Source organism: Candidatus Lariskella endosymbiont of Hedychridium roseum (assembly GCF_964020185.1).
Classification (GTDB): Bacteria; Pseudomonadota; Alphaproteobacteria; order Rickettsiales; family Midichloriaceae; genus Lariskella.
The window spans coordinates 823,690-841,961 of the sequence record NZ_OZ026538.1 but is presented as its reverse complement, the minus strand read 5'-3'; the positions used below and the strand labels follow the sequence as shown (position 1 = coordinate 841,961).

General features: G+C 35.3%; 16 protein-coding genes and 1 pseudogene. 8 read left to right on the top strand and 9 right to left on the bottom strand.

The window, feature by feature from the left end:
- Positions 1-64: 64 nt before the first annotated feature.
- A complete protein-coding gene (proS, locus tag AACK98_RS04285) occupies positions 65-1,519 on the bottom strand; it encodes a proline--tRNA ligase (protein ID WP_339040248.1) in 1,455 nt (484 codons plus the stop codon).
- Between the two features lie 473 nt (positions 1,520-1,992).
- Between proS and gatA the strand changes: the two genes are divergently transcribed.
- Together gatA and fumC are read left to right on the top strand one after the other, a co-directional pair.
- On the top strand, positions 1,993-3,459 hold the full coding sequence (gatA, locus tag AACK98_RS04280; RefSeq protein WP_339042585.1) for an Asp-tRNA(Asn)/Glu-tRNA(Gln) amidotransferase subunit GatA: 1,467 nt from the start codon (positions 1,993-1,995) through the stop codon (positions 3,457-3,459).
- 28 nt (positions 3,460-3,487) lie between these two features.
- Positions 3,488-4,894: a class II fumarate hydratase gene (fumC, locus tag AACK98_RS04275; RefSeq protein WP_339040246.1), complete on the top strand. Its 1,407-nt coding sequence runs from the start codon at positions 3,488-3,490 to the stop codon at positions 4,892-4,894.
- 993 nt (positions 4,895-5,887) lie between these two features.
- Here fumC and AACK98_RS04270 read toward each other — a convergent pair.
- The 3 genes from AACK98_RS04270 to AACK98_RS04260 all read right to left on the bottom strand — a co-directional run bounded on the left by AACK98_RS04270 (position 5,888) and on the right by AACK98_RS04260 (position 7,464).
- Positions 5,888-6,256 (bottom strand): IS1 family transposase, encoded by a 369-nt coding sequence (locus AACK98_RS04270; RefSeq protein WP_339042583.1) that lies wholly within the window; start codon positions 6,254-6,256, stop codon positions 5,888-5,890.
- Complete coding sequence (locus tag AACK98_RS04265) at positions 6,163-6,546, bottom strand: hypothetical protein (protein ID WP_339040244.1); 384 nt, start codon at positions 6,544-6,546, stop codon at positions 6,163-6,165. The genes AACK98_RS04270 and AACK98_RS04265 overlap by 94 nt, the downstream gene beginning before the upstream one ends.
- A 144-nt stretch (positions 6,547-6,690) precedes the next feature.
- Positions 6,691-7,464, bottom strand: coding sequence for an IS982 family transposase (locus AACK98_RS04260; RefSeq protein ID WP_339040242.1), 774 nt, complete (start codon positions 7,462-7,464; stop codon positions 6,691-6,693).
- A 302-nt stretch (positions 7,465-7,766) separates the two neighbouring features.
- On the opposite strand from AACK98_RS04260, the gene AACK98_RS04255 reads away from it, so the two are divergent.
- On the top strand, positions 7,767-8,156 hold the full coding sequence (locus AACK98_RS04255; RefSeq protein ID WP_339040240.1) for a hypothetical protein: 390 nt from the start codon (positions 7,767-7,769) through the stop codon (positions 8,154-8,156).
- A 792-nt stretch (positions 8,157-8,948) separates the two neighbouring features.
- Positions 8,949-10,691: a S9 family peptidase gene (locus AACK98_RS04250; RefSeq protein WP_339040238.1), complete on the top strand. Its 1,743-nt coding sequence runs from the start codon at positions 8,949-8,951 to the stop codon at positions 10,689-10,691.
- 224 nt (positions 10,692-10,915) lie between these two features.
- Here AACK98_RS04250 and cydB read toward each other — a convergent pair whose 3' ends face one another.
- The 4 genes from cydB to AACK98_RS04230 all read right to left on the bottom strand — a co-directional run bounded on the left by cydB (position 10,916) and on the right by AACK98_RS04230 (position 15,475).
- On the bottom strand, positions 10,916-11,938 hold the full coding sequence (gene cydB, locus AACK98_RS04245) for a cytochrome d ubiquinol oxidase subunit II (protein WP_339040236.1): 1,023 nt from the start codon (positions 11,936-11,938) through the stop codon (positions 10,916-10,918).
- Complete coding sequence (locus tag AACK98_RS04240) at positions 11,931-13,331, bottom strand: cytochrome ubiquinol oxidase subunit I (protein WP_339040234.1); 1,401 nt, start codon at positions 13,329-13,331, stop codon at positions 11,931-11,933. Before AACK98_RS04240 ends, cydB begins: the two co-directional genes overlap by 8 nt.
- A gap of 330 nt (positions 13,332-13,661) precedes the next feature.
- On the bottom strand, positions 13,662-14,069 hold the full coding sequence (locus AACK98_RS04235) for an IS1 family transposase (protein ID WP_339040232.1): 408 nt from the start codon (positions 14,067-14,069) through the stop codon (positions 13,662-13,664).
- 335 nt (positions 14,070-14,404) lie between these two features.
- The gene (locus AACK98_RS04230; RefSeq protein WP_339040230.1) at positions 14,405-15,475 is read right to left on the bottom strand and encodes a transposase; all 1,071 of its coding nucleotides are present in this window, start codon (positions 15,473-15,475) and stop codon (positions 14,405-14,407) included.
- Positions 15,476-15,582: 107 nt separating this feature from the next.
- Here AACK98_RS04230 and AACK98_RS04225 point away from each other — a divergent pair, with 107 nt between their 5' ends.
- Both AACK98_RS04225 and tnpA read left to right on the top strand, forming a co-directional pair.
- Entirely contained in the window at positions 15,583-15,762 is a 180-nt protein-coding gene (locus AACK98_RS04225) for a hypothetical protein (RefSeq protein ID WP_339040228.1), read from the top strand.
- A gap of 198 nt (positions 15,763-15,960) precedes the next feature.
- Positions 15,961-16,362 (top strand): annotated as a pseudogene (gene tnpA, locus AACK98_RS04220) (IS200/IS605 family transposase); the annotation flags it as partial.
- A gap of 405 nt (positions 16,363-16,767) precedes the next feature.
- Here the strand turns inward: tnpA and AACK98_RS04215 are convergent.
- Positions 16,768-17,301, bottom strand: a complete 534-nt coding sequence (locus AACK98_RS04215; protein ID WP_339040226.1) for a DUF3576 domain-containing protein — start codon at positions 17,299-17,301, stop codon at positions 16,768-16,770.
- Positions 17,302-17,531: 230 nt separating this feature from the next.
- Between AACK98_RS04215 and AACK98_RS04210 the strand changes: the two genes are divergently transcribed.
- Both AACK98_RS04210 and AACK98_RS04205 read left to right on the top strand, forming a co-directional pair.
- Entirely contained in the window at positions 17,532-17,831 is a 300-nt protein-coding gene (locus AACK98_RS04210) for a hypothetical protein (protein WP_339040224.1), read from the top strand.
- A gap of 35 nt (positions 17,832-17,866) precedes the next feature.
- Complete coding sequence (locus AACK98_RS04205; protein WP_339040222.1) at positions 17,867-18,241, top strand: IS1 family transposase; 375 nt, start codon at positions 17,867-17,869, stop codon at positions 18,239-18,241.
- The last annotated feature ends 31 nt before the right edge of the window (positions 18,242-18,272 follow it).

Genomic DNA, 18,272 nt, shown 5'->3' with positions numbered 1-18,272 from the left:
TCATTCGCTTGAGGCATACTATATAGCACTGAGCTATACGCTCAGGAATTGGCATGCTGGAATTTTAGTATGCCCTTGCTATAACTACACATTCATTTTTAGAATAACTTGGATAATCATTTAATATACACCTACGACTCATAGAATATTCTTGTATTAAATCAAAAAATTTTGCTTCTTCAGTTTTTTCTTTTTCCATTACTATGAAACCATGGAAGTTATTCTTCAACAAATTTTTCATCTCATCTAGATTATCTACAAATCTAGTTTGTTTTTTTGTGTATTCCTCCATATGTTTTCGCAAATTGTTTTCTAGAGCATGTAGCTCTTTTTGTATAATCTCAAGAATATTGTTCATTTCTATAGACTTTTTATCATTGTGCGCCAGATCTCGTCTAAAGAATGTTATTGTTTTTGACTCCATTTCATTTGGTCCAATTTCAAGTCTTATAGGTGCACCTTTTTTTATCCACTTCCATTTTTTATTACTGCTCGTTATTTCAGATTGATCTAAACATACTTTAATATTAGAAGAAGCCAACAAATCCTTAATTTTATTGCAGTATGAAACTATTTCATTTAGTTGTTCAGTATTTCTTGCTATAGGAATTATAACAACTTGATAAGGCGCTATCTTTGGTGGCAGAACTAGTCCATCGTCATCAGAATGCACCATGATAATTGCACCAATTAACCTAGTAGTTATGCCCCATGATGCTGTGCAAGCGAAGCTGTTATTTCCATCTTTATTGAGAAATTTGATGTTAAATGCTTTAGAGAATGACTGCCCCAAGTTATGAGAGGTAGCTGCTTGTAATGCTTTTCCATCTTGCATCATAAGTTCTACAGTATAAGTGTTTGAAGCACCTGGAAATCTCTCTTCTTCTGGTTTTTCACCAATAATAGCTGACATTGCAAGATCTTTTGTAATGAATTTAAAATATTCATTGTGCATTCTTTTTGCGTCTTGTAGAGCACCTTCATTATCTTCAAAGATTGTATGTCCTTCTTGCCATAGAAATTCGGAAGTGCGCAAGAAAAGGCGAGTGCGCATTTCCCAGCGCATCACGTTACACCACTGATTTAATTTCATTGGTAGATCTCTGTGAGAATGTATCCATCCAGCAACAATACTTCCAATAATTGCTTCAGATGTTGGTCTTACTATATAAGGAGATGCAAGTTCTCCGTCAGGTATTAGCATTCCTTCTTCATTTTTTTTAAGTCTATGATGCGTGACAACAGCACACTCCTTTGCAAATCCATCTATATGTTCTGATTCCTTTGCAAGAAGTTCTATCGGTATTAAAAGAGGAAAGTAAACGTTTTGTACGTCGAAGCTTTTCAATGTTGCATCAAATATGCTCTGTATATTTTCCCAAATAGCATATCCGTATGGCTTTATAATCATACAGCCGCGCACAGGTGCATTTTCTGCAAGATCTGCTGCTTTGATAACTTCTTGATACCACTCTGCAAAATCTTCTGTTCTTGTAGGATTTATAGCGGTTTTTTGCATATTATTATTCTCAATTTTAGCATTTTGCTGAAACTGCTTTCACTATTTACATGGTACAGATATCATAATATCAGCAAGATGTCATGAATTTGTTGCGTATTTCAAGGTAGTTTGTTATATAATCCATTGCATTTAAATCCATGGCTTATAGAGTCTTGTAACTACTGCTAGCGTTTTCTTATATTATGAATTAATAATTAATAATGTTTATTAACCACTGTGATTGCATTTTAGTGACATAGGGTATTTTTGTGTTGATGATTATAAAAAGCAGATTTAGTTTTTTATATCTTGTTTTATATGTGATTCTATATAGCTTAATATTAATTTAGCTTAATTGTTTAATAAGTTAAAAACTAAGTGATTTAATACGAGTATACCTCAGGTAAATGAAGACTTGGTATTTATTATGTGTTTGAATGTGCTGACTTTAATGTTATTAGCACTTGTATGGATATAAATTGGAGAAATTAATGCGTGAATTGTTAAGTCTATCAATGGTAGAAGCGGTAGAATCTATGAAAAAAGGTGATTTTACAGCTAAAGAGTTGGTTACAAGCTATCTTACGCGCATTGATGAATTAAATGCAGAAATAAACGCATTCATCACTGTGACTCATGATCTTGCCTTGAGGCAAGCTGAATCATCAGACAGGAAAATTCAAAAAGGAGAGGGTGGTATCATAGAAGGTATTCCTATCGGAATAAAAGATCTATTTTGTACTGAAGGTGTAAAAACTACAGCAGCTTCTAAGATGCTGTGTGATTTTACACCATATTATGAATCAACCGTTACTAACCTTCTTTATCAGAATGGTGGCATCAGCCTTGGCAAGACTAATATGGATGAATTTGCTATGGGTTCTTCAAATAAAACAAGTTACTTTGGACATGTGAAGAGTCCATGGAAAAGAAAAAATGACAATATTGATCTTGTGCCTGGTGGTTCATCAGGCGGTTCTGCTGCTGCAATTGCGGCAAAGATGTCTCTTGGCACAATTGGCTCTGATACAGGGGGTTCTGTAAGGCAGCCTGCCTCTTTTTGTGGAGTAGTTGGTGTAAAACCTACATACGGTCGTTGTTCAAGATTTGGAATGATTGGTTTTGCAAGCTCTCTTGACCAGGCAGGAGTCTTTACTAGAAACGTCAAGGACGCTGCTTTGCTACTTGAATCCATATGTGGGTATGATGATAAAGATTCAACTTCCGTTAATATTGAAACTCCAAAATGGTCACAAAATCTAAATGGTTCTGTTAAAGGTTTGCGTATTGGAATTCCAAAAGAATATGTTATAGACGGTATGAAACCTGATATAATAAAAATGTGGGAATCTGGAAAAGATTGGCTGCGGAGTCAAGGGGCAGAGATAGTGGAAGTCAGTCTTCCTAATACTAAATATGCACTTCCTACTTACTATGTAATTGCGCCCTCTGAAGCATCATCAAATCTTGCAAGATTTGATGGAGTGCGTTATGGGTTGCGTGTTAATAATGGTAGTGCTAACATATCCGATATGATAGCTGAAAGCAGAGCTGCTGGCTTCGGTAGTGAGGTAAAGCGTAGGCTCATGATAGGCACATATCTATTATCTGCTGGCCACTATGATGCTCATTATTTGAGAGCGCAGAAGGTAAGGAGACTAATATACAATGATTTTTTAAATGTTTTTCAAGGTGTTGATGCTATATTGACTCCAACAACTCCTTCTACTGCCTTTGGTTTGAATGAAGGTGTATCTGATCCTGTTACTATGTATTTAAATGATATACTAACCGTAACTGTAAATCTGGCTGGTCTGCCAGGTATATCTGTCCCAGCTGCACTAGGAGAAGATGGATTACCACTTGGCTTGCAAGTCATAAGCCGTGCTTATGATGAAGTTACTTTATTTCAAATTGCATATGCGCTTGAGAAAGCAGCAAATTTTAAGGCTCTTTAACTTTAATAAAAATATTAATAGTTTTCATATGGTTAGTTCTGTTAAAAGTGATTACAGGGTAGAGTCTGATACCTTTGGAGAAATCAGGGTTGCTTCTTCAAAATATTGGGGTGCTCAAACTCAGCGCTCTTTAGAAAACTTTAAAATAGGCGAAGAGAAAATGCCTTTGCCTTTTATAAAAGCCCTTGCATTGATTAAAAAGGTTGCTGCGCTCGTTAATATGGAGATGGCTGATCTTGATAAGTCTATAGGAGAGGCGATATGCAAAGCTGTAGATGAAATTATCGATGGACAGCATCTTGATAACTTGCAGCTATCTGTTTGGCAAACTGGCTCTGGCACTCAAACTAATATGAACATGAATGAAGTAATATCTAATAGAGCAATTGAGATATTGGGTGGGCAGATAGGGAGTAAAAAGCCTGTACATCCAAATGATCATGTTAATATGAGTCAGTCTTCTAATGACACATTTCCAACTGCTATGCATGTTTCTGCTGTATCTGAAATAGAAGAACATTTGCTCCCAGCTCTTGAGAATCTTTATCAAATGTTGCATGAAAAGGAGCGTGAGTTTCAAAATATAGTTAAGATAGGTAGAACTCATCTTCAAGATGCAACACCGCTCACGCTTGGTCATGAATTTTCAAGTTATGCACAGCAAATCGAATATGGAATGGAAAGAGTACGTAGTGCTATGCCTAGATTGTTGCTGCTTGCGCAAGGTGGTACTGCTGTTGGAACTGGGTTAAACGCACCTAATGGTTTTGCAGAAAGATTCGCAAGTACTATCGCTGAGATAACTGGTTACAAGTTTAGAAGTGCTCCAAATAAATTTGAAGCTCTCGCCTCTCATGATGCGATAATAGAAATGAGCGGTGCTATGAATGTTCTTGCTGCTAGTCTTATGAAGATTGCAAATGACATAAGACTTTTAGGTTCAGGGCCAAGGTGCGGCCTTGGTGAGTTGATATTGCCTGCAAATGAGCCAGGTTCATCAATTATGCCTGGTAAAGTGAATCCAACTCAATGTGAAGCGATTACAATGGTTTGTGCACATGTGATTGGTAATAATACAACAATTACAGTTGCTGGTGCATCAGGACATCTTGAATTAAATGTTTTCAAGCCAGTGATGATTTATAACCTGCTGCAGTCTATACGCCTTCTATATGATGCTATAAACAGTTTTGCAGATAACTGTGTCGTTGGAATTGTACCAAATAAGGACCGCATATCTGAGAATTTGAAAAAATCTCTTATGTTAGTAACTGCTCTAAATCGCCACATAGGTTATGATAATGCTGCTAAAATAGCGAAGAATGCGTATGCAAAGAATATTACATTAAAGGATTCTGCAGTATTACTAGGACTTGTAACGGCTGAACAATTTGATGCTTGGGTTATTCCAGAAGAAATGGCAGAGCCGAGCTAGTAAACAATATACAAAACAGTGCTTCTTTCTCTCATGAATATTTTTAGAATATTTTATTCTTTTAGTATTTGCTGAATACTTTGAGGCTTCTTCTGCTTGCAGCAGTGCCATAGCTAAAGTGCTATAAAATAGGCATAGCAAACGAGTATTTAGAATAAATTTTTATTTGCTTAAAATCAGCAATATAACTCTATTTTAGCGCGAATTGCCAATTAATTGATTGCTGTATGATAGATTTTTAGGGAGCTATATGTTGCTTTAGGGTTTTGCAAATAAACAAAAATAACATGTGGAAAAGGTTTTTGCATCAATGTACTGTTTTGTCGATGATTTTATGAAAGATCTATTTATCTGTATCCCACGCAATTATTAGCTTAGATGCTTAATTTTAATTGGCAACTCGCGCTATTTTAGGCTAGAGGTTGACTTAAAATTTATCAAAAAGACAAAGTTTAGCATGCCTGTTTTATGCTGCTTTAGTTATAGATTGTGTCATAGGCATATCTCATATACGCTATGTGATTAGCGTAATTAAGTTATGTTTATGAAGCGCCTTTAATTCTTGTTTCTCTTAAAATGCTAATCTTTTGCAATCCATTCAACTTTATTAGCAGTGTTTTAACATATAGCCAATTTTTATTTCACTAGTTGTATACTACTTATAATTGATATTGAACTTCCAGTTGTGAATATCTTTTTCTTTGCTAAAAATATTGGATTTATAACGAGCTTTTGCTGAAATTTTATATATTTTTTAAATTCTTGACTATGATGATTTTTATGTGATATTAATTAAAGTATTGCATTAATATTAGGCAATTATTTCGTATAGATTAATAATTGTCGTTTTTGCTATTATTTATGTGTGATGCAGAGAATTTAATTAGTGATACCGGTCTTGTGACTAAAGCAAAGATGTACTTGCAGTTCAATGCATTATTGCTTGCGTCATAAGGTTTTTATGGAATCGTACTATTAAAATTTTGAGAGTTTTCACATAAAGATAGATAAGAGCTGTTCTTGATATTGTTTGAATATTTGTGTAATAGTAAGAGCGCACCAAAGCTTGATGGATCCGTATACCATTGACTCTTTTTTAGAAACGATTTTAGTGCGCCGTGTCATTCGGCATAAATGATGTCGCGTGTTGCTATTATCTCTCTCGATACATACTGTGCCAGACTTTCCAATTGTATGACGCTCTTTGGGTAAAATTTTAGAAAAAGCCTCCCAATCATCCGTATAAAAATGACATTCTTTCAGATGACTCACTTTGTTGTAGAGCTTTTGGAATGTTGCAGTATCACGATTGCCTGTAACCCAGGCAACTGTTCTCCTTGTACTACGATCAACTGCCTTAATGATCCAAAGCTTGTTTTTTTTGAACCAATAAAATGCCACATCTCGTCGAATTCCATCTCCATAATATCCGAAGAGACACCTGGCTCCTGAGTCTTGCCCATCGCCTCTACTACCCAGCGATAAATTATGGACGGCGAATGCCCTAATATCTTGCATAACATAGAAAAAGAGCCATTACCAAGACTATATAGCATAACGCATAATGCTTTCTTAACAGCTGTTTGAGGCTTCTTGCCCAGATCGCCCTCAACAAAATTTAGAACATGATCTGCATTTATAACGCTGTACACCCCTCACAATGCCATTCTTTACAAAGATATCAGAACCACATCCCTTACAACAAACCATAAAACCACTCTTTAGTTTTTAAAAAAGTGATCATATCATACTTCTATCTAATTGTGAAAACTCTCAAAATTTTATTCTATATAACCTCAGTTCGATATAAGAGCTAAGTTTATTATTTTATTTTTCCATGAGACTGCTGGTTTATTTGGTTTTAAAGTATAAGCAGTTATTCCAGCAAATAAGTTAGCTAAGAAATTAGTTGTTGATCTATGCCTTGTGTGCTGTATATGACAGATATTCTTCAGTTGTCCTATAGCTGTTTCAATAAAGTTACGCTTGTTTAAAAAGGATTTTTGAGCTTCAGAATATAGCTTTTCTTTCATGTTTTTCTTAAGTCTAGTAATTAGCTCTAAACCTTGAGCACGTAGCTTTTTAGCTATGTTCTTGCATATATATCCACGATCTCCAAACAGCCATCCTTTCAAGTTGCGTGCAAGATTCTCTACAACTGCTCTATCATCTTTATTACCAGGTGTTATTGATATATTAATAATTTCACCACAATCATTCATGATAATATGCAATTTAAATCCAAAGAACCAACCAGTTGATGTTTTCCCACGTTTTGCTATATCTTTGAAAACTTTGTGTCTTCTTATGCGCATATTATGACAAACCTCAAGCTTTGTTGAATCAATATAGTATTTACCAGTCTTACTTCCAGATAAAGAGCGTAGCATAACCATCTGTGGCACAACAGCATGCTTCATAAGCTCAACAAATCTATTGTAACTCACTAATCTTGGAAATTCCGACGCATAGTGTATGCTTAGACAGTCTTTATAAAAATCTTTAAATGTTCGATAATGACTAAGTTGGAACATCACAAGTATTGTAATGATCTCTGATAAGCTCAGCATGTATTGCCTATGTCTTAATCTTCTCTCACTGCATAAACCTCGATTCTGCAATTGCTCTTCAAATAGCTTGCAAAAGTCATCTATATAACAGTATAGCTCTAATAAGGGAACCATGGTATATCCTCAAAATGTAGTGGTTTTGGAGGAATTCTAATGGTTCCATTCTTATGCCGCTAATCTTATTTCTCTATTCCTTACGTCGAACTGGGGTTATATAGCATTGTTTTATATGGACAATTGTAATTTGCATTTATATGTTATGCCAGTTTTAACAATTAAAGTAGAACAAATGAGAGGATATTATGACAGATTTATATAGAGAGTTGGAATCACAAGAAGCAATAGAGAAATCTGATAGTAATTTAACAAATGAAAATATCAATGATGTTCAAAAATATACAGAAACTAAAGATAACAGTGAAGTAATACATAACGTAGCAGTTTTGAATACTGCTGAAGCAGATACTGCAAGTGAAGCAGAGTTACAAGATCCAAACCAAGGTAAAGAATTAGAATCAAAAGAAAAAGTAGAGGAATCTAGTGTTGATTTAACTACTGAATATAATGAAGATGATAATGAAGCGCAAGACACAGCAACTTCTACTACCACTGAGGTCAATGCAGAAGAAGTAAAAAAGGTAATAGATTCATCATTTGATCTTGAACAAGTAGCTGCTAGTGCTACTACGTAAGATATACCTGTTGCTGCTCATTCTAATAATGCTGAGGTAGACTCAATAGATAATGTTTCGCTGGATATTACATCAAGAACAGTATATACAGATGATATAGCGTCTGAATGTGATACAAATGTGAGTACACTAAGTACACCAAACGCAGAACTTTAAGAGTTTTATTTATTTCATGCTTTTGGAATGCAATATATTCATGTATATCATGTATAGTATATAGATAATTTAGCGCCCTTATGTTTCTTAGGGCGTTTTTCTATGATGCTTTTTTAGTTTCTGCATGTTTATATCAGCTTGTATAGTAAGATACAAGTTTCAGCATTTGTATAGCTGGGCTTTTGTACTAAATAGTATATAGTAGTTTTCCTTTACCTTTAATTGCATGAGCTTTAGTTTGACTAGCTTGCGTAGCTTATTCATAAATTACTATTCAATTTTCTTTTAATTTTTAATATGTTATTCAGATTCTATCACAAAACCAGGCTTATAAACGTTATACATGTATGCCAAGTATTTTTGTTATCAATAATAACCCCAAATTACTCCATCGCTATGCAGACAAAACATGATTCGCTAATACCAAGAACTGTACTTTTTGGAAATCCAGATAAAACTGCAGCTCGCATTAGTCCAAACGGCAAATACATAGGTTATATTGCACCTAAGGATGGAGTGCTCAACGTTTATATTGCAGATGCGGACAATATAAAAAATGCGAAATGTATTACAAATGACAAGGTAAGAGGGATTCGTTCTTATTTTTTTGCATATGACAATAAGCATGTAATGTATATGCAAGATGAGGCTGGCGATGAGAATTGGGCGGTCTATAGTGTTAATATTGAGACTTTAGAAGAAAAAAGGCTGACTGCAAGTGGTGTACGTGCGATGATACATAAAGTGAGCCAAAAATTTGAAGATGAAATTCTTGTTCAAATGAATAGCCGTGATCCGCGTTGGCATGATGTTTATAGATTAAACATTAAGAGCGGAGAAACTAAGCTTGTATACGAAAACAATGAGTTTGTGGATTTAATAAGTGATGATGATTTGAATTTGCGGTTTGCTGTCAAGCAAAAGCAAAGTGGGGATGTATATGTATATAAATTTGATAAAGAACTAAAGGCTGAAGAGTTCTACGTCATTCCACAGGAGGACTATTATACAACTGGCATAATAGGTTTCAATAAAGCTAATGATAAGATTTATACAATAGATTCAAGAGATAGAGATACTGGGGCTCTTTTCGAAGTTGATATAGAGAGCAAGTCTGGCAAATTAATATATAGTAATGATAAAGTTGATGTTTCTGGCTTGACTCTTCATCCAACAGAGAAGAATATTTGGATTGTCAACTACAATTACTTGAGAGATGAGATTGTAGTTATAGATGATGCTATTAAAGAAGATATAAAATATCTGAAATCCATAATAAAAGGAGATATGGAAATAATCAGCATGTCATTGGATGGAAAGCATTGGATAGTTGCAGACTCACAGGATAATGGCCCTGTAATGTATTATAAATATAACAGAGCAGAAAAAGGCGCTGGATTTGCTGAGTTTTTATTTGCTAATAGGGATGATTTAAATAAGTATAAACTGGTACATATGCATCCAGTTGTGATCAAATCTAGAGATGGTCTTGACCTCATTAGTTATCTTAGCCTTCCAAGTGGGAGTCAGAAAGATGATGGATTAACAACGAAATCTCCGCTTCCTATGGTACTTTATGTGCATGGTGGCCCAACTGCGAGAGACGATTGGGGCTTTAACTCTGCTCATCAATGGTTAACCAATAGAGGGTATGCTGTCTTAAGCGTGAATTATCGTGGATCAACTGGATTTGGGAAGAGCTTTATAAATGCAGGCAATGCTCAATGGGCTGGAAAAATGCATGATGATCTAATAGATGCAGTAGATTGGGCTGTGCAAAATAAAATAGCTGATAAAGAGAAAGTTGCTATCATTGGTGGAAGTTATGGTGGATACGCTGCCCTAGTTGGGCTAACATTTACTCCAGATGTATTTGCATGTGCAGTAGATATAGTAGGTCCTTCTAGCTTAGAGACTCTGTTCAATACAATGCCTCCTTACTGGGTGCCTGCGCTTAAGTCGATGCAGATTAAGATTGGAGCAGATCACACTACAGAAGAAGGGAAGAAATTTTTAGCATCTAGATCTCCAATTACATATGTTGACAGAATTAATAAGCCTCTTCTAATAGGGCATGGAGCAAATGACCCTAGGGTTAAGCAATCTGAATCTGACCAAATTGTTGATGTGATGAAGCAGAAGAATATTCCTGTCACATATGTTCTCTATCCAGATGAAGGTCATGGATTTGCAAGGCCAGAGAATCGCATATCATTTTTTGCTATCGCCGAGAGGTTTTTGTCTCATTATTTAGGTGGAAAATTCGAAGATGTGGGCTGTGATTTTAAAGATTCTTCCGTTGAAATTAAGCACGGTGAAGAGTTCTTGCCTAAGATTAATAACAAGTGTGACGAGCAGACAGAGAAAAATCAACTATGAAAATGTTGTAAAGCTTCATCAAAGAGAGGGGCTGCAGATGCAGCTTCCTTATGGAGTGAAAGTGGTTGTTCTTTAACGGATAGACTAGCTATAACAAACTCTTAATTAGGTATTTAATGAGATATGTTGCAGACAAGATAATAAGCATTCCTCCCAGCCATAAAATGACAAACCACATCCATTCTTTCACTCTTTTATGAGTATTTAGCCAAACACAAGAGTTTTTAATACATCGCCTCATGGCTGCTTTTTTCACGAAAAACATAATAGCAATAACTTGTATAGCCTAAAATAAGTGGTAGTAACGGTACAACTCCGCATAACATCAGAGATAAGCTTGGTCCATAAGCTGCGGCGTCCCAAATTGTGTAATGATATGGAATCAACCATGGAAATATACTAAGACCTAATCCCAAGTACCACATGAGAAATATACCAATACTGCAAAAAAACGGGCGGCGTTCATATTGAGCTTTACGCAAATCGCAAAAGAGTAAAAGAAACAAGACAGCTGTAAAGAACGGAATAACTGAAAGATAATATAAGTTTGGTATACTGAACCAAAAATTCTTGATTCGCTCGTTTATAAATGGCACAACAACGCTTACTAATATCATAAAAATTCCAACAAAACAAAGAACATAAGATGCCACTCTATTAGACCATTTTTGAGTGATATCTTCAGTCTTCATGATCAGCCAAGTAGAGCCTAAAAGTGCGTAACCAAATATAACTGCTATTCCAGTCATGATAGAAAAAGCCGTAGCCCAGTCGAATGGTCCACCTGCAAAGTTGCGTCCATTGACTTGCACACCTTGGATGAACCCACCAAGAATAGTTCCTTGACAGAAAGCAGCTCCAAGTGAACCAAAGTGGAATACATAATCCCATAGTCTGCGAGAATTTTTCCCTGCTTTAAAACGAAACTCAAATGCTACACCACGCATAATAAGCCCCAGTAACATCAACATAATCGGCATATAAAACGCAGGCATTAATATTGAGTAAGCTAGCGGAAAAGCAGCAAAAAGCCCACCACCTCCAAGCACTAACCACGTTTCATTTCCATCCCAGAATGGTGCAATAGAGTTCATCATTTTATCGCGGCATTGATCAGAAGGTGCAAACGGAAAAAGTATTCCAATGCCTAGATCAAAGCCGTCTAAAAGCACATACAGAAATATAGCAATTGCTATTATGATTGCCCAAATGAGCTGTAGATCTATTATATGAGAAAAATCAAACATGCGGCCCTCCCTTCGTGGCAATCGATTCAATCACAGAAGCTTCAATTCCATGTTTATAATATTGTTCGCCGCTTTCAGTAACAGGAATACCATTTCTTATTAATTTAACGATATAATATATGCCTGCACTAAATATCAGCGTATACATCACAATAAATGCAGCCAATGACCATGCAATCTGCTCTCCAAGAATAGCTGGAGAAACTGATTGTGCTGTTCGTATGATACCATATGCAGTCCAAGGTTGCCTGCCAATTTCTGTGACAAACCATCCAGCTAAAATCGCAATAAAACCACTAGGTATCATTAATATCCACCATATATGCAGCCATTTGCTTTGAAATAATTTGCCTCGAAAATACTGCAGCGTGCTTACAATACCTATTCCAATCATTAACATGCCAATGCCGACCATAACACGAAAGCTCCAAAAAACCCATACTACTGGCGGTCTATTTTCTTTTGGTATATCTTTCAATGCTGGAATTTTGCCATTTACATCACCAGTTAAAATCCAGCTGGCACCACCTGGAATAGTAATGCCATACTCTGTAGTCTCTTTTTCCTGATTTGGCCACCCAAATAGAAAAAGTGGTGCATTTTTTTTGTGATTCCAGTTACCTTCCATTGCCGCAACTTTTGCTGGTTGATAGTGCATAGTGTTTTCACCATGCATATGACCAACAAATAATTGTATAGGAGATACTATAACAACCATAATCACAGCCATTGCCAGCATAATACGTGCTTGCGGCATATCGCGTTTTTTTAAAAGATAAAATGCAGCAACACCGCCGACAAAGAAAGAAGTTGCTAAATATGCTGCTATTGTCATATGTATGAAGCGATAAGGAAAGGATGGGTTAAAAATAATCTCAATCCAATTAGTAGGAATTAACCTACCATCTGTTGTTATTGTAAAACCTTGTGGGGTTTGCATCCAACTATTAGCAGATAAAATCCAAAAAGCAGAAATTAAAGTGCCAGTTGCCACAATACATGTGGCGAAAAAGTGCATCCTATGACTGACGCGTCCCCACCCAAAAAGCATAATGCCAAGAAATGATGCTTCTAAAAAGAAGGCAGTCAATACTTCAAAACTCAATAAAGGACCTAAAACATTTGCTACACGATCAGAAAACACTGACCAGTTAGTCCCAAATTCATAAGACATTACAACACCAGATACAACACCCATGCCAAATGTCACAGCGAAAATTTTGACAAATAACCTATAAATATCCAGAAATCTTTGATCTTTGGTGGCAAGCCAGCGCCACTCCACAACCGCAAGAAAACTAGCGAGTCCTATGCTGATTGCGGGAAAGATGATGTGAAAACTTATAGTAAACGCAAATTGGATGCGGGCAAGTAAGATAGGATCAAATTCCATATACAACTCCCAATATTTATTCCACAGCAAAATTTAGTATATAAACTATTTTCTTGTAAAGAAAACTTAATTTATTTCAAAACTGATTAGACCTCTTGCATAACCTGTTCCAAACTGTGATTTGATTGTCACTAAAACATAAAAACACTCACGTGGATCATTGTTTGGTGACGTTTTGCAAAAATCTACTCTATAAGAATTTCTACCTCAGAATGAGGTTATGCAAGAGGTCTATTGTATCAAAGAATGATATTGTAGCAGGCACAGATAAAAATCAGTCTATATAAAAGTCTTTTCATAACTAAGGATTTGAATAATTTTCGAGAGTTTTCACATAAAGATAGATAAGAGCTGTTCTTGATATTGTTTGAATATTTGTGTAATAGTAAGAGCGCACCAAAGCTTGATGGATCCGTATACCATTGACTCTTTTTTAGAAACGATTTTAGTGCGCCGTGTCATTCGGCATAAATGATGTCGCGTGTTGCTATTATCTCTCTCGATACATACTGTGCCAGACTTTCCAATTGTATGACGCTCTTTGGGTAAAATTTTAGAAAAAGCATCCCAATCATCCGTATAAAAATGACATTCTTTCAGATGACTCACTTTGTTGTAGAGCTTTTGGAATGTTGCAGTATCACGATTGCCTGTAACCCAGGCAACTGTTCTCCTTGTACTACGATCAACTGCCTTAATGATCCAAAGCTTGTTTTTTTTGAACCAATAAAATGCCACATCTCGTCGAATTCCATCTCCATAATATCCGAAGAGACAACTGGCTCCTGAGTCTTGCCCATCGCCTCTACTACCCAGCGATAAATTATGGACGGCGAATGCCCTAATATCTTGCCTAACATAGAAAAAGAGCCATTACCAAGACTATAGCATAACGCATAATGCTTTCTTAACAGCTGTTTGAGGCTTCTTGCCCAGATCGCCCTCAACAAAATTTAGAACATGATCTGCACTTATAACGCTGTACACCCCTCACAATGCCATTCTTTACAAAGATATCAGAGCAACATCCCTTACAACAAACCATAAAACCACTCTTTAGTTTTTAACTCACCTTACGCAAGAGCATTATTTTTGCGTAAATTTATCAATTCATTCATAGATGCTATATTCGCTGCTACTAACAATTTATATTTAATAGCAAAATGATTGGTTGCAGTGGCAACCTTTATAATTTCTAACTTGCAAAATGCTACGATTGAAGCAAATATATGGTTTGCTTGAGATCGCATCTTTTTCGTTGGAGATTTTGCCAAGCTTGTATTTTCTTTGATAGATTTGTGATATTCCTCAATTCTCCATCGTTTTTGATAGATTTCGTACAAATAGGCAGCATCATGTTCTGTATCATTAGAAGCAAGGTATAGAATACCAGTTGATCCGTCCTCGTTTATGAAAACTTTTTTGATTAGTAAAACTTCAAAAGATACTCCTTTCAACCATACCTTCTTTGATTCTCCATCCTGCATATCTAATGATGAGATTTGTTGAAACTTCCCCAATTTTTTATCTTTACATGATAATGCAATAATTCTATTTGATTTAATACCTATAATAAACTTTTTACCAAGCGATTCTATGAATTCCATATTCTCTTTAGAACCAAACCAATTGTCGGCTAAAATATGCTCAAACAACACTTTGTTCTCTGTTGATCGTTTTATGAGATTGCGAAAATGTTGGTTTTTGCTAATGCTAGATTTACGCTGTACTTTTCCTGTCTCAATATCAGAAAAACTAACATCTTTACGAATGAGTGCGTACCCAAACTGAAGCACTACGTCACCATACGAAACTAAGCACGACAAAATGTTTATCCCCTTTACATGCCTTCCTTTAGCATAAGAGTGATGCCATGCTACTATCTCATTTTCATCCGTATAAGGTTTCTCTTCTATTGAATCATCTAATATCAAAACACATCCCTTGTTAAGCTCATGCTTCCTAATTTCTGGCTTGATGTATAACCATAATTCTTTTGATCCTAAATCTTCAGAATTAAGATATTTTGTAATCTTGTCGTGGCTTATATCTCCAGACAATAAATCTGATAAACCAGTAGCTGTTGCATACTTATTTTGACAAATTAAATAGTCTGAATATATATCCAATATTTTCTTAGACATACTTTATTTTTTTATTTCGCTTACTTTTACTACCTTTATACTGATTTTGTCAATTTTGCGTAAGGTGAGTTTTTAAAAAAGTGATCATATCATACTTCTATCTAATTGTGAAAACTCTCCTAATTTATTTTAATAAGAACATATCAAAAGTATTATATAATTTTATGTTGTTGAATGTGGTCCAAAACATAAATCTTGCTGTATTATGTAGAGATAATTTGAGAGTTATTGAGATGTTTGTCGCAAAAGAAAATAATGGATTAAATATAGTATTATTTTATCGCTAGAGATACTTAATATCTCATCAAGCTATGTTATAATCTTAGGTTTTTAAAAGCTTATAGGGCACTGGTTGCCAATTATTTTATGTAGTTATATGTGATATGGTTAAGACCCTCGCCTTTAGGCGAACACTTTAGTATTAGTTATCTAGGAAATGTGCTAAGGGAGGACGAATGGAATATAGGAGATGATCCCACAGCCTATATGACCTAAAGTATCATATAGTATTTTGTACTAAGTATAGGTATAGAGTTTTAACTGGGCAAGTTGCGATTAGAACTAGGGAAGTAATCCGAGAAATATGTGCTGCTAATTACATAAATATAATTAGTGGCAGTATGAGTCCTGATCACGTACATATATTAGCATTGGTTCCGCCTAGTATATCAATATCTAAAGCTGTGCAATATATTAAAGGTATAAGTAGTCGTAAGTTGCTACAGGAATTTGCACTGCTCCGTAAGCGGTATTGTGGACAACATCTTTGGGCCAGAGGGTATTTTGTTGTGACAGTTGGCAATGTGAATTCAGAAGAAGTGCAAAAATATATAGAACAGCATGAGGAACATCACAAAAAAGATGATTTTAGAATATCAGAGTTTTAGCGTTTACGCTTTTAACCTGCTTTGCAAGCGTTACACAAACTACCGCGCTTTAGCCGGTAGTAATTGATAGCAGAATCGGAAAAATGTTTGTAGTACGCGCGCCAGAAATCTATTTACGTAGCAAATAAATTTCTGTGGAGAAGTAAAATGTGCAACAAAGCCGAACTGCCATACGCTAATTTTCGGGTATATTAATTCTCCTATACCTAGCAAATACTACATTCACACAATCCGTAAGGTTTTTGCGTTTATTATAACATTTCCTTACGGATTTAAAGCGCTATTTTTGCGCTCCAAGCACCATTTCATGCTTGTTTTGAGACTTTGTACTAGTTACAATGTATGCTCCTCTTTGTATAGCCAAAAAATCTGCTATACACTTGGATTATGAATAGGTAACTTGAGTTAGTTATTGGTGCAAACAAAATTAATTCTGTTTATGATAAGATTTTGCAGTTTAGATGCAGCTTCCGAGTCTGTTTCGTCATTGCTCCAAGCAGATTTGAAGAATGATTGTTTTAAAGCTGTAACATTTACTGAATAACTATCATTTGAATCTTGCAATAAAAGGATACGATATTTTTTTCTCTCTTGTTTGTTATTTGAATACTGCCAATGTGTAACTGCAGTGCCAGACTCTTTGTCAGTAAAAGCTATTTGAATATCTGATAGAGAATCAAGCATAGTATTCCATACTAGGTTTTTACTGCAGTTTGAGGTTTGTTTCTTTGGTTTTGCAGTAAAATTAGAGTTATCTGTTGAACTATATATTGTAAAACCACCAGTTTCACCTCCAAGCAAGCTTCCAACTCTTTTATTCTCCACTTCTTCTTTGGAAGGTGGGAAAACAGGGTTTTTCTGGCTTATATTAGTACAAGCAGGCAGAAGTAATAGCGAGCATAAGATAAACAAAAGATTTAGTCTGTATTGTCTATTCATAAATTTCATTGCTAATTGTTGTAATATCCTTAATTTATATGTCCATCAAAAAATCGATTTGCCGCGCAAATAAATTTTTGCGGAAAATTAAATGTACAAAAGTTATTGTCAGCAGCCCTGTACTAATTTGTCCTGTACCCTAGGGCATTGCTAACCAAGAATAGATTTTGCTTTTAAATTCGCGTATATGTATACTGCCTTGATAGTAAGTTATATTGGAAGCATTATATATGTTAAGTTGTAAGCATTGTGGCAGCATAGGAAGCACAAAGAATGGCTATATTAAAGGTCGTCAGAGGTATAAGTGCCTAGAGTGTAAAAAGAGCTATAAGTCTGGAGATATGAGAGTAAAGTACAGCCTTAATAAAAAGATGAAGGTTGTTAGTATGTATCTGGAGGGAGTTGGAATTAGATCAATCGAGAGATTAGAAAAGGTCTCGAGTCCACTTATAATAAAGTGGATTAGAAAATTCTCAAAGCTTCTAAAACAAAGGCTGAATGATGTTACGATACCTGAGGATGCCAAGTAAATCTCAATTATTGAGCTGGATGAGCTTTTTAGTTATTGCCAAAAAAAACTAACAAAGTCTACATTTGGCTTGCTGTTGATAGGGACAGAAATAAAGTTGTTGATTTTGAAGTGAGCATTGTCAGGGATTTTGCATCCTATCTTCCGATTGCCATGCGATTACAAAGTAGCTACGAGATAGAGATATCATGCAGTGACCATTACGACGTTTATGAAAAATTTAGGATTGCTAAAAAACACTATTCTACTAAGGCAGAAACGTCTTTAGTGGAATCATTCAACTCATTAATACGGCACTATTTAGCCAGGTTTCATCGTAAAACCAAACGTTACAGTAAGGCCATAGATATGATCTATAACTCTATCCTAATGCTTTTTAATAAAGACTTGCTGATATCTATCTTTAGTTAGCAATGCCCATTCATTTCTTCGCAAATATATA

Coding starts and splice junctions, on each gene's coding strand:
- proS (WP_339040248.1), bottom strand. CDS start 1,519: ATGCAAAAAACCGCTATAAATCCTACAAGAACAGAAGATTTTGCAGAG.
- gatA (WP_339042585.1), top strand. CDS start 1,993: ATGCGTGAATTGTTAAGTCTATCAATGGTAGAAGCGGTAGAATCTATG.
- fumC (WP_339040246.1), top strand. CDS start 3,488: ATGGTTAGTTCTGTTAAAAGTGATTACAGGGTAGAGTCTGATACCTTT.
- AACK98_RS04260 (WP_339040242.1), bottom strand. CDS start 7,464: ATGCTGAGCTTATCAGAGATCATTACAATACTTGTGATGTTCCAACTT.
- AACK98_RS04255 (WP_339040240.1), top strand. CDS start 7,767: ATGACAGATTTATATAGAGAGTTGGAATCACAAGAAGCAATAGAGAAA.
- AACK98_RS04250 (WP_339040238.1), top strand. CDS start 8,949: ATGCAAGATGAGGCTGGCGATGAGAATTGGGCGGTCTATAGTGTTAAT.
- cydB (WP_339040236.1), bottom strand. CDS start 11,938: ATGTTTGATTTTTCTCATATAATAGATCTACAGCTCATTTGGGCAATC.
- AACK98_RS04240 (WP_339040234.1), bottom strand. CDS start 13,331: ATGGAATTTGATCCTATCTTACTTGCCCGCATCCAATTTGCGTTTACT.
- AACK98_RS04230 (WP_339040230.1), bottom strand. CDS start 15,475: ATGTCTAAGAAAATATTGGATATATATTCAGACTATTTAATTTGTCAA.
- AACK98_RS04215 (WP_339040226.1), bottom strand. CDS start 17,301: ATGAATAGACAATACAGACTAAATCTTTTGTTTATCTTATGCTCGCTA.
- AACK98_RS04210 (WP_339040224.1), top strand. CDS start 17,532: ATGTTAAGTTGTAAGCATTGTGGCAGCATAGGAAGCACAAAGAATGGC.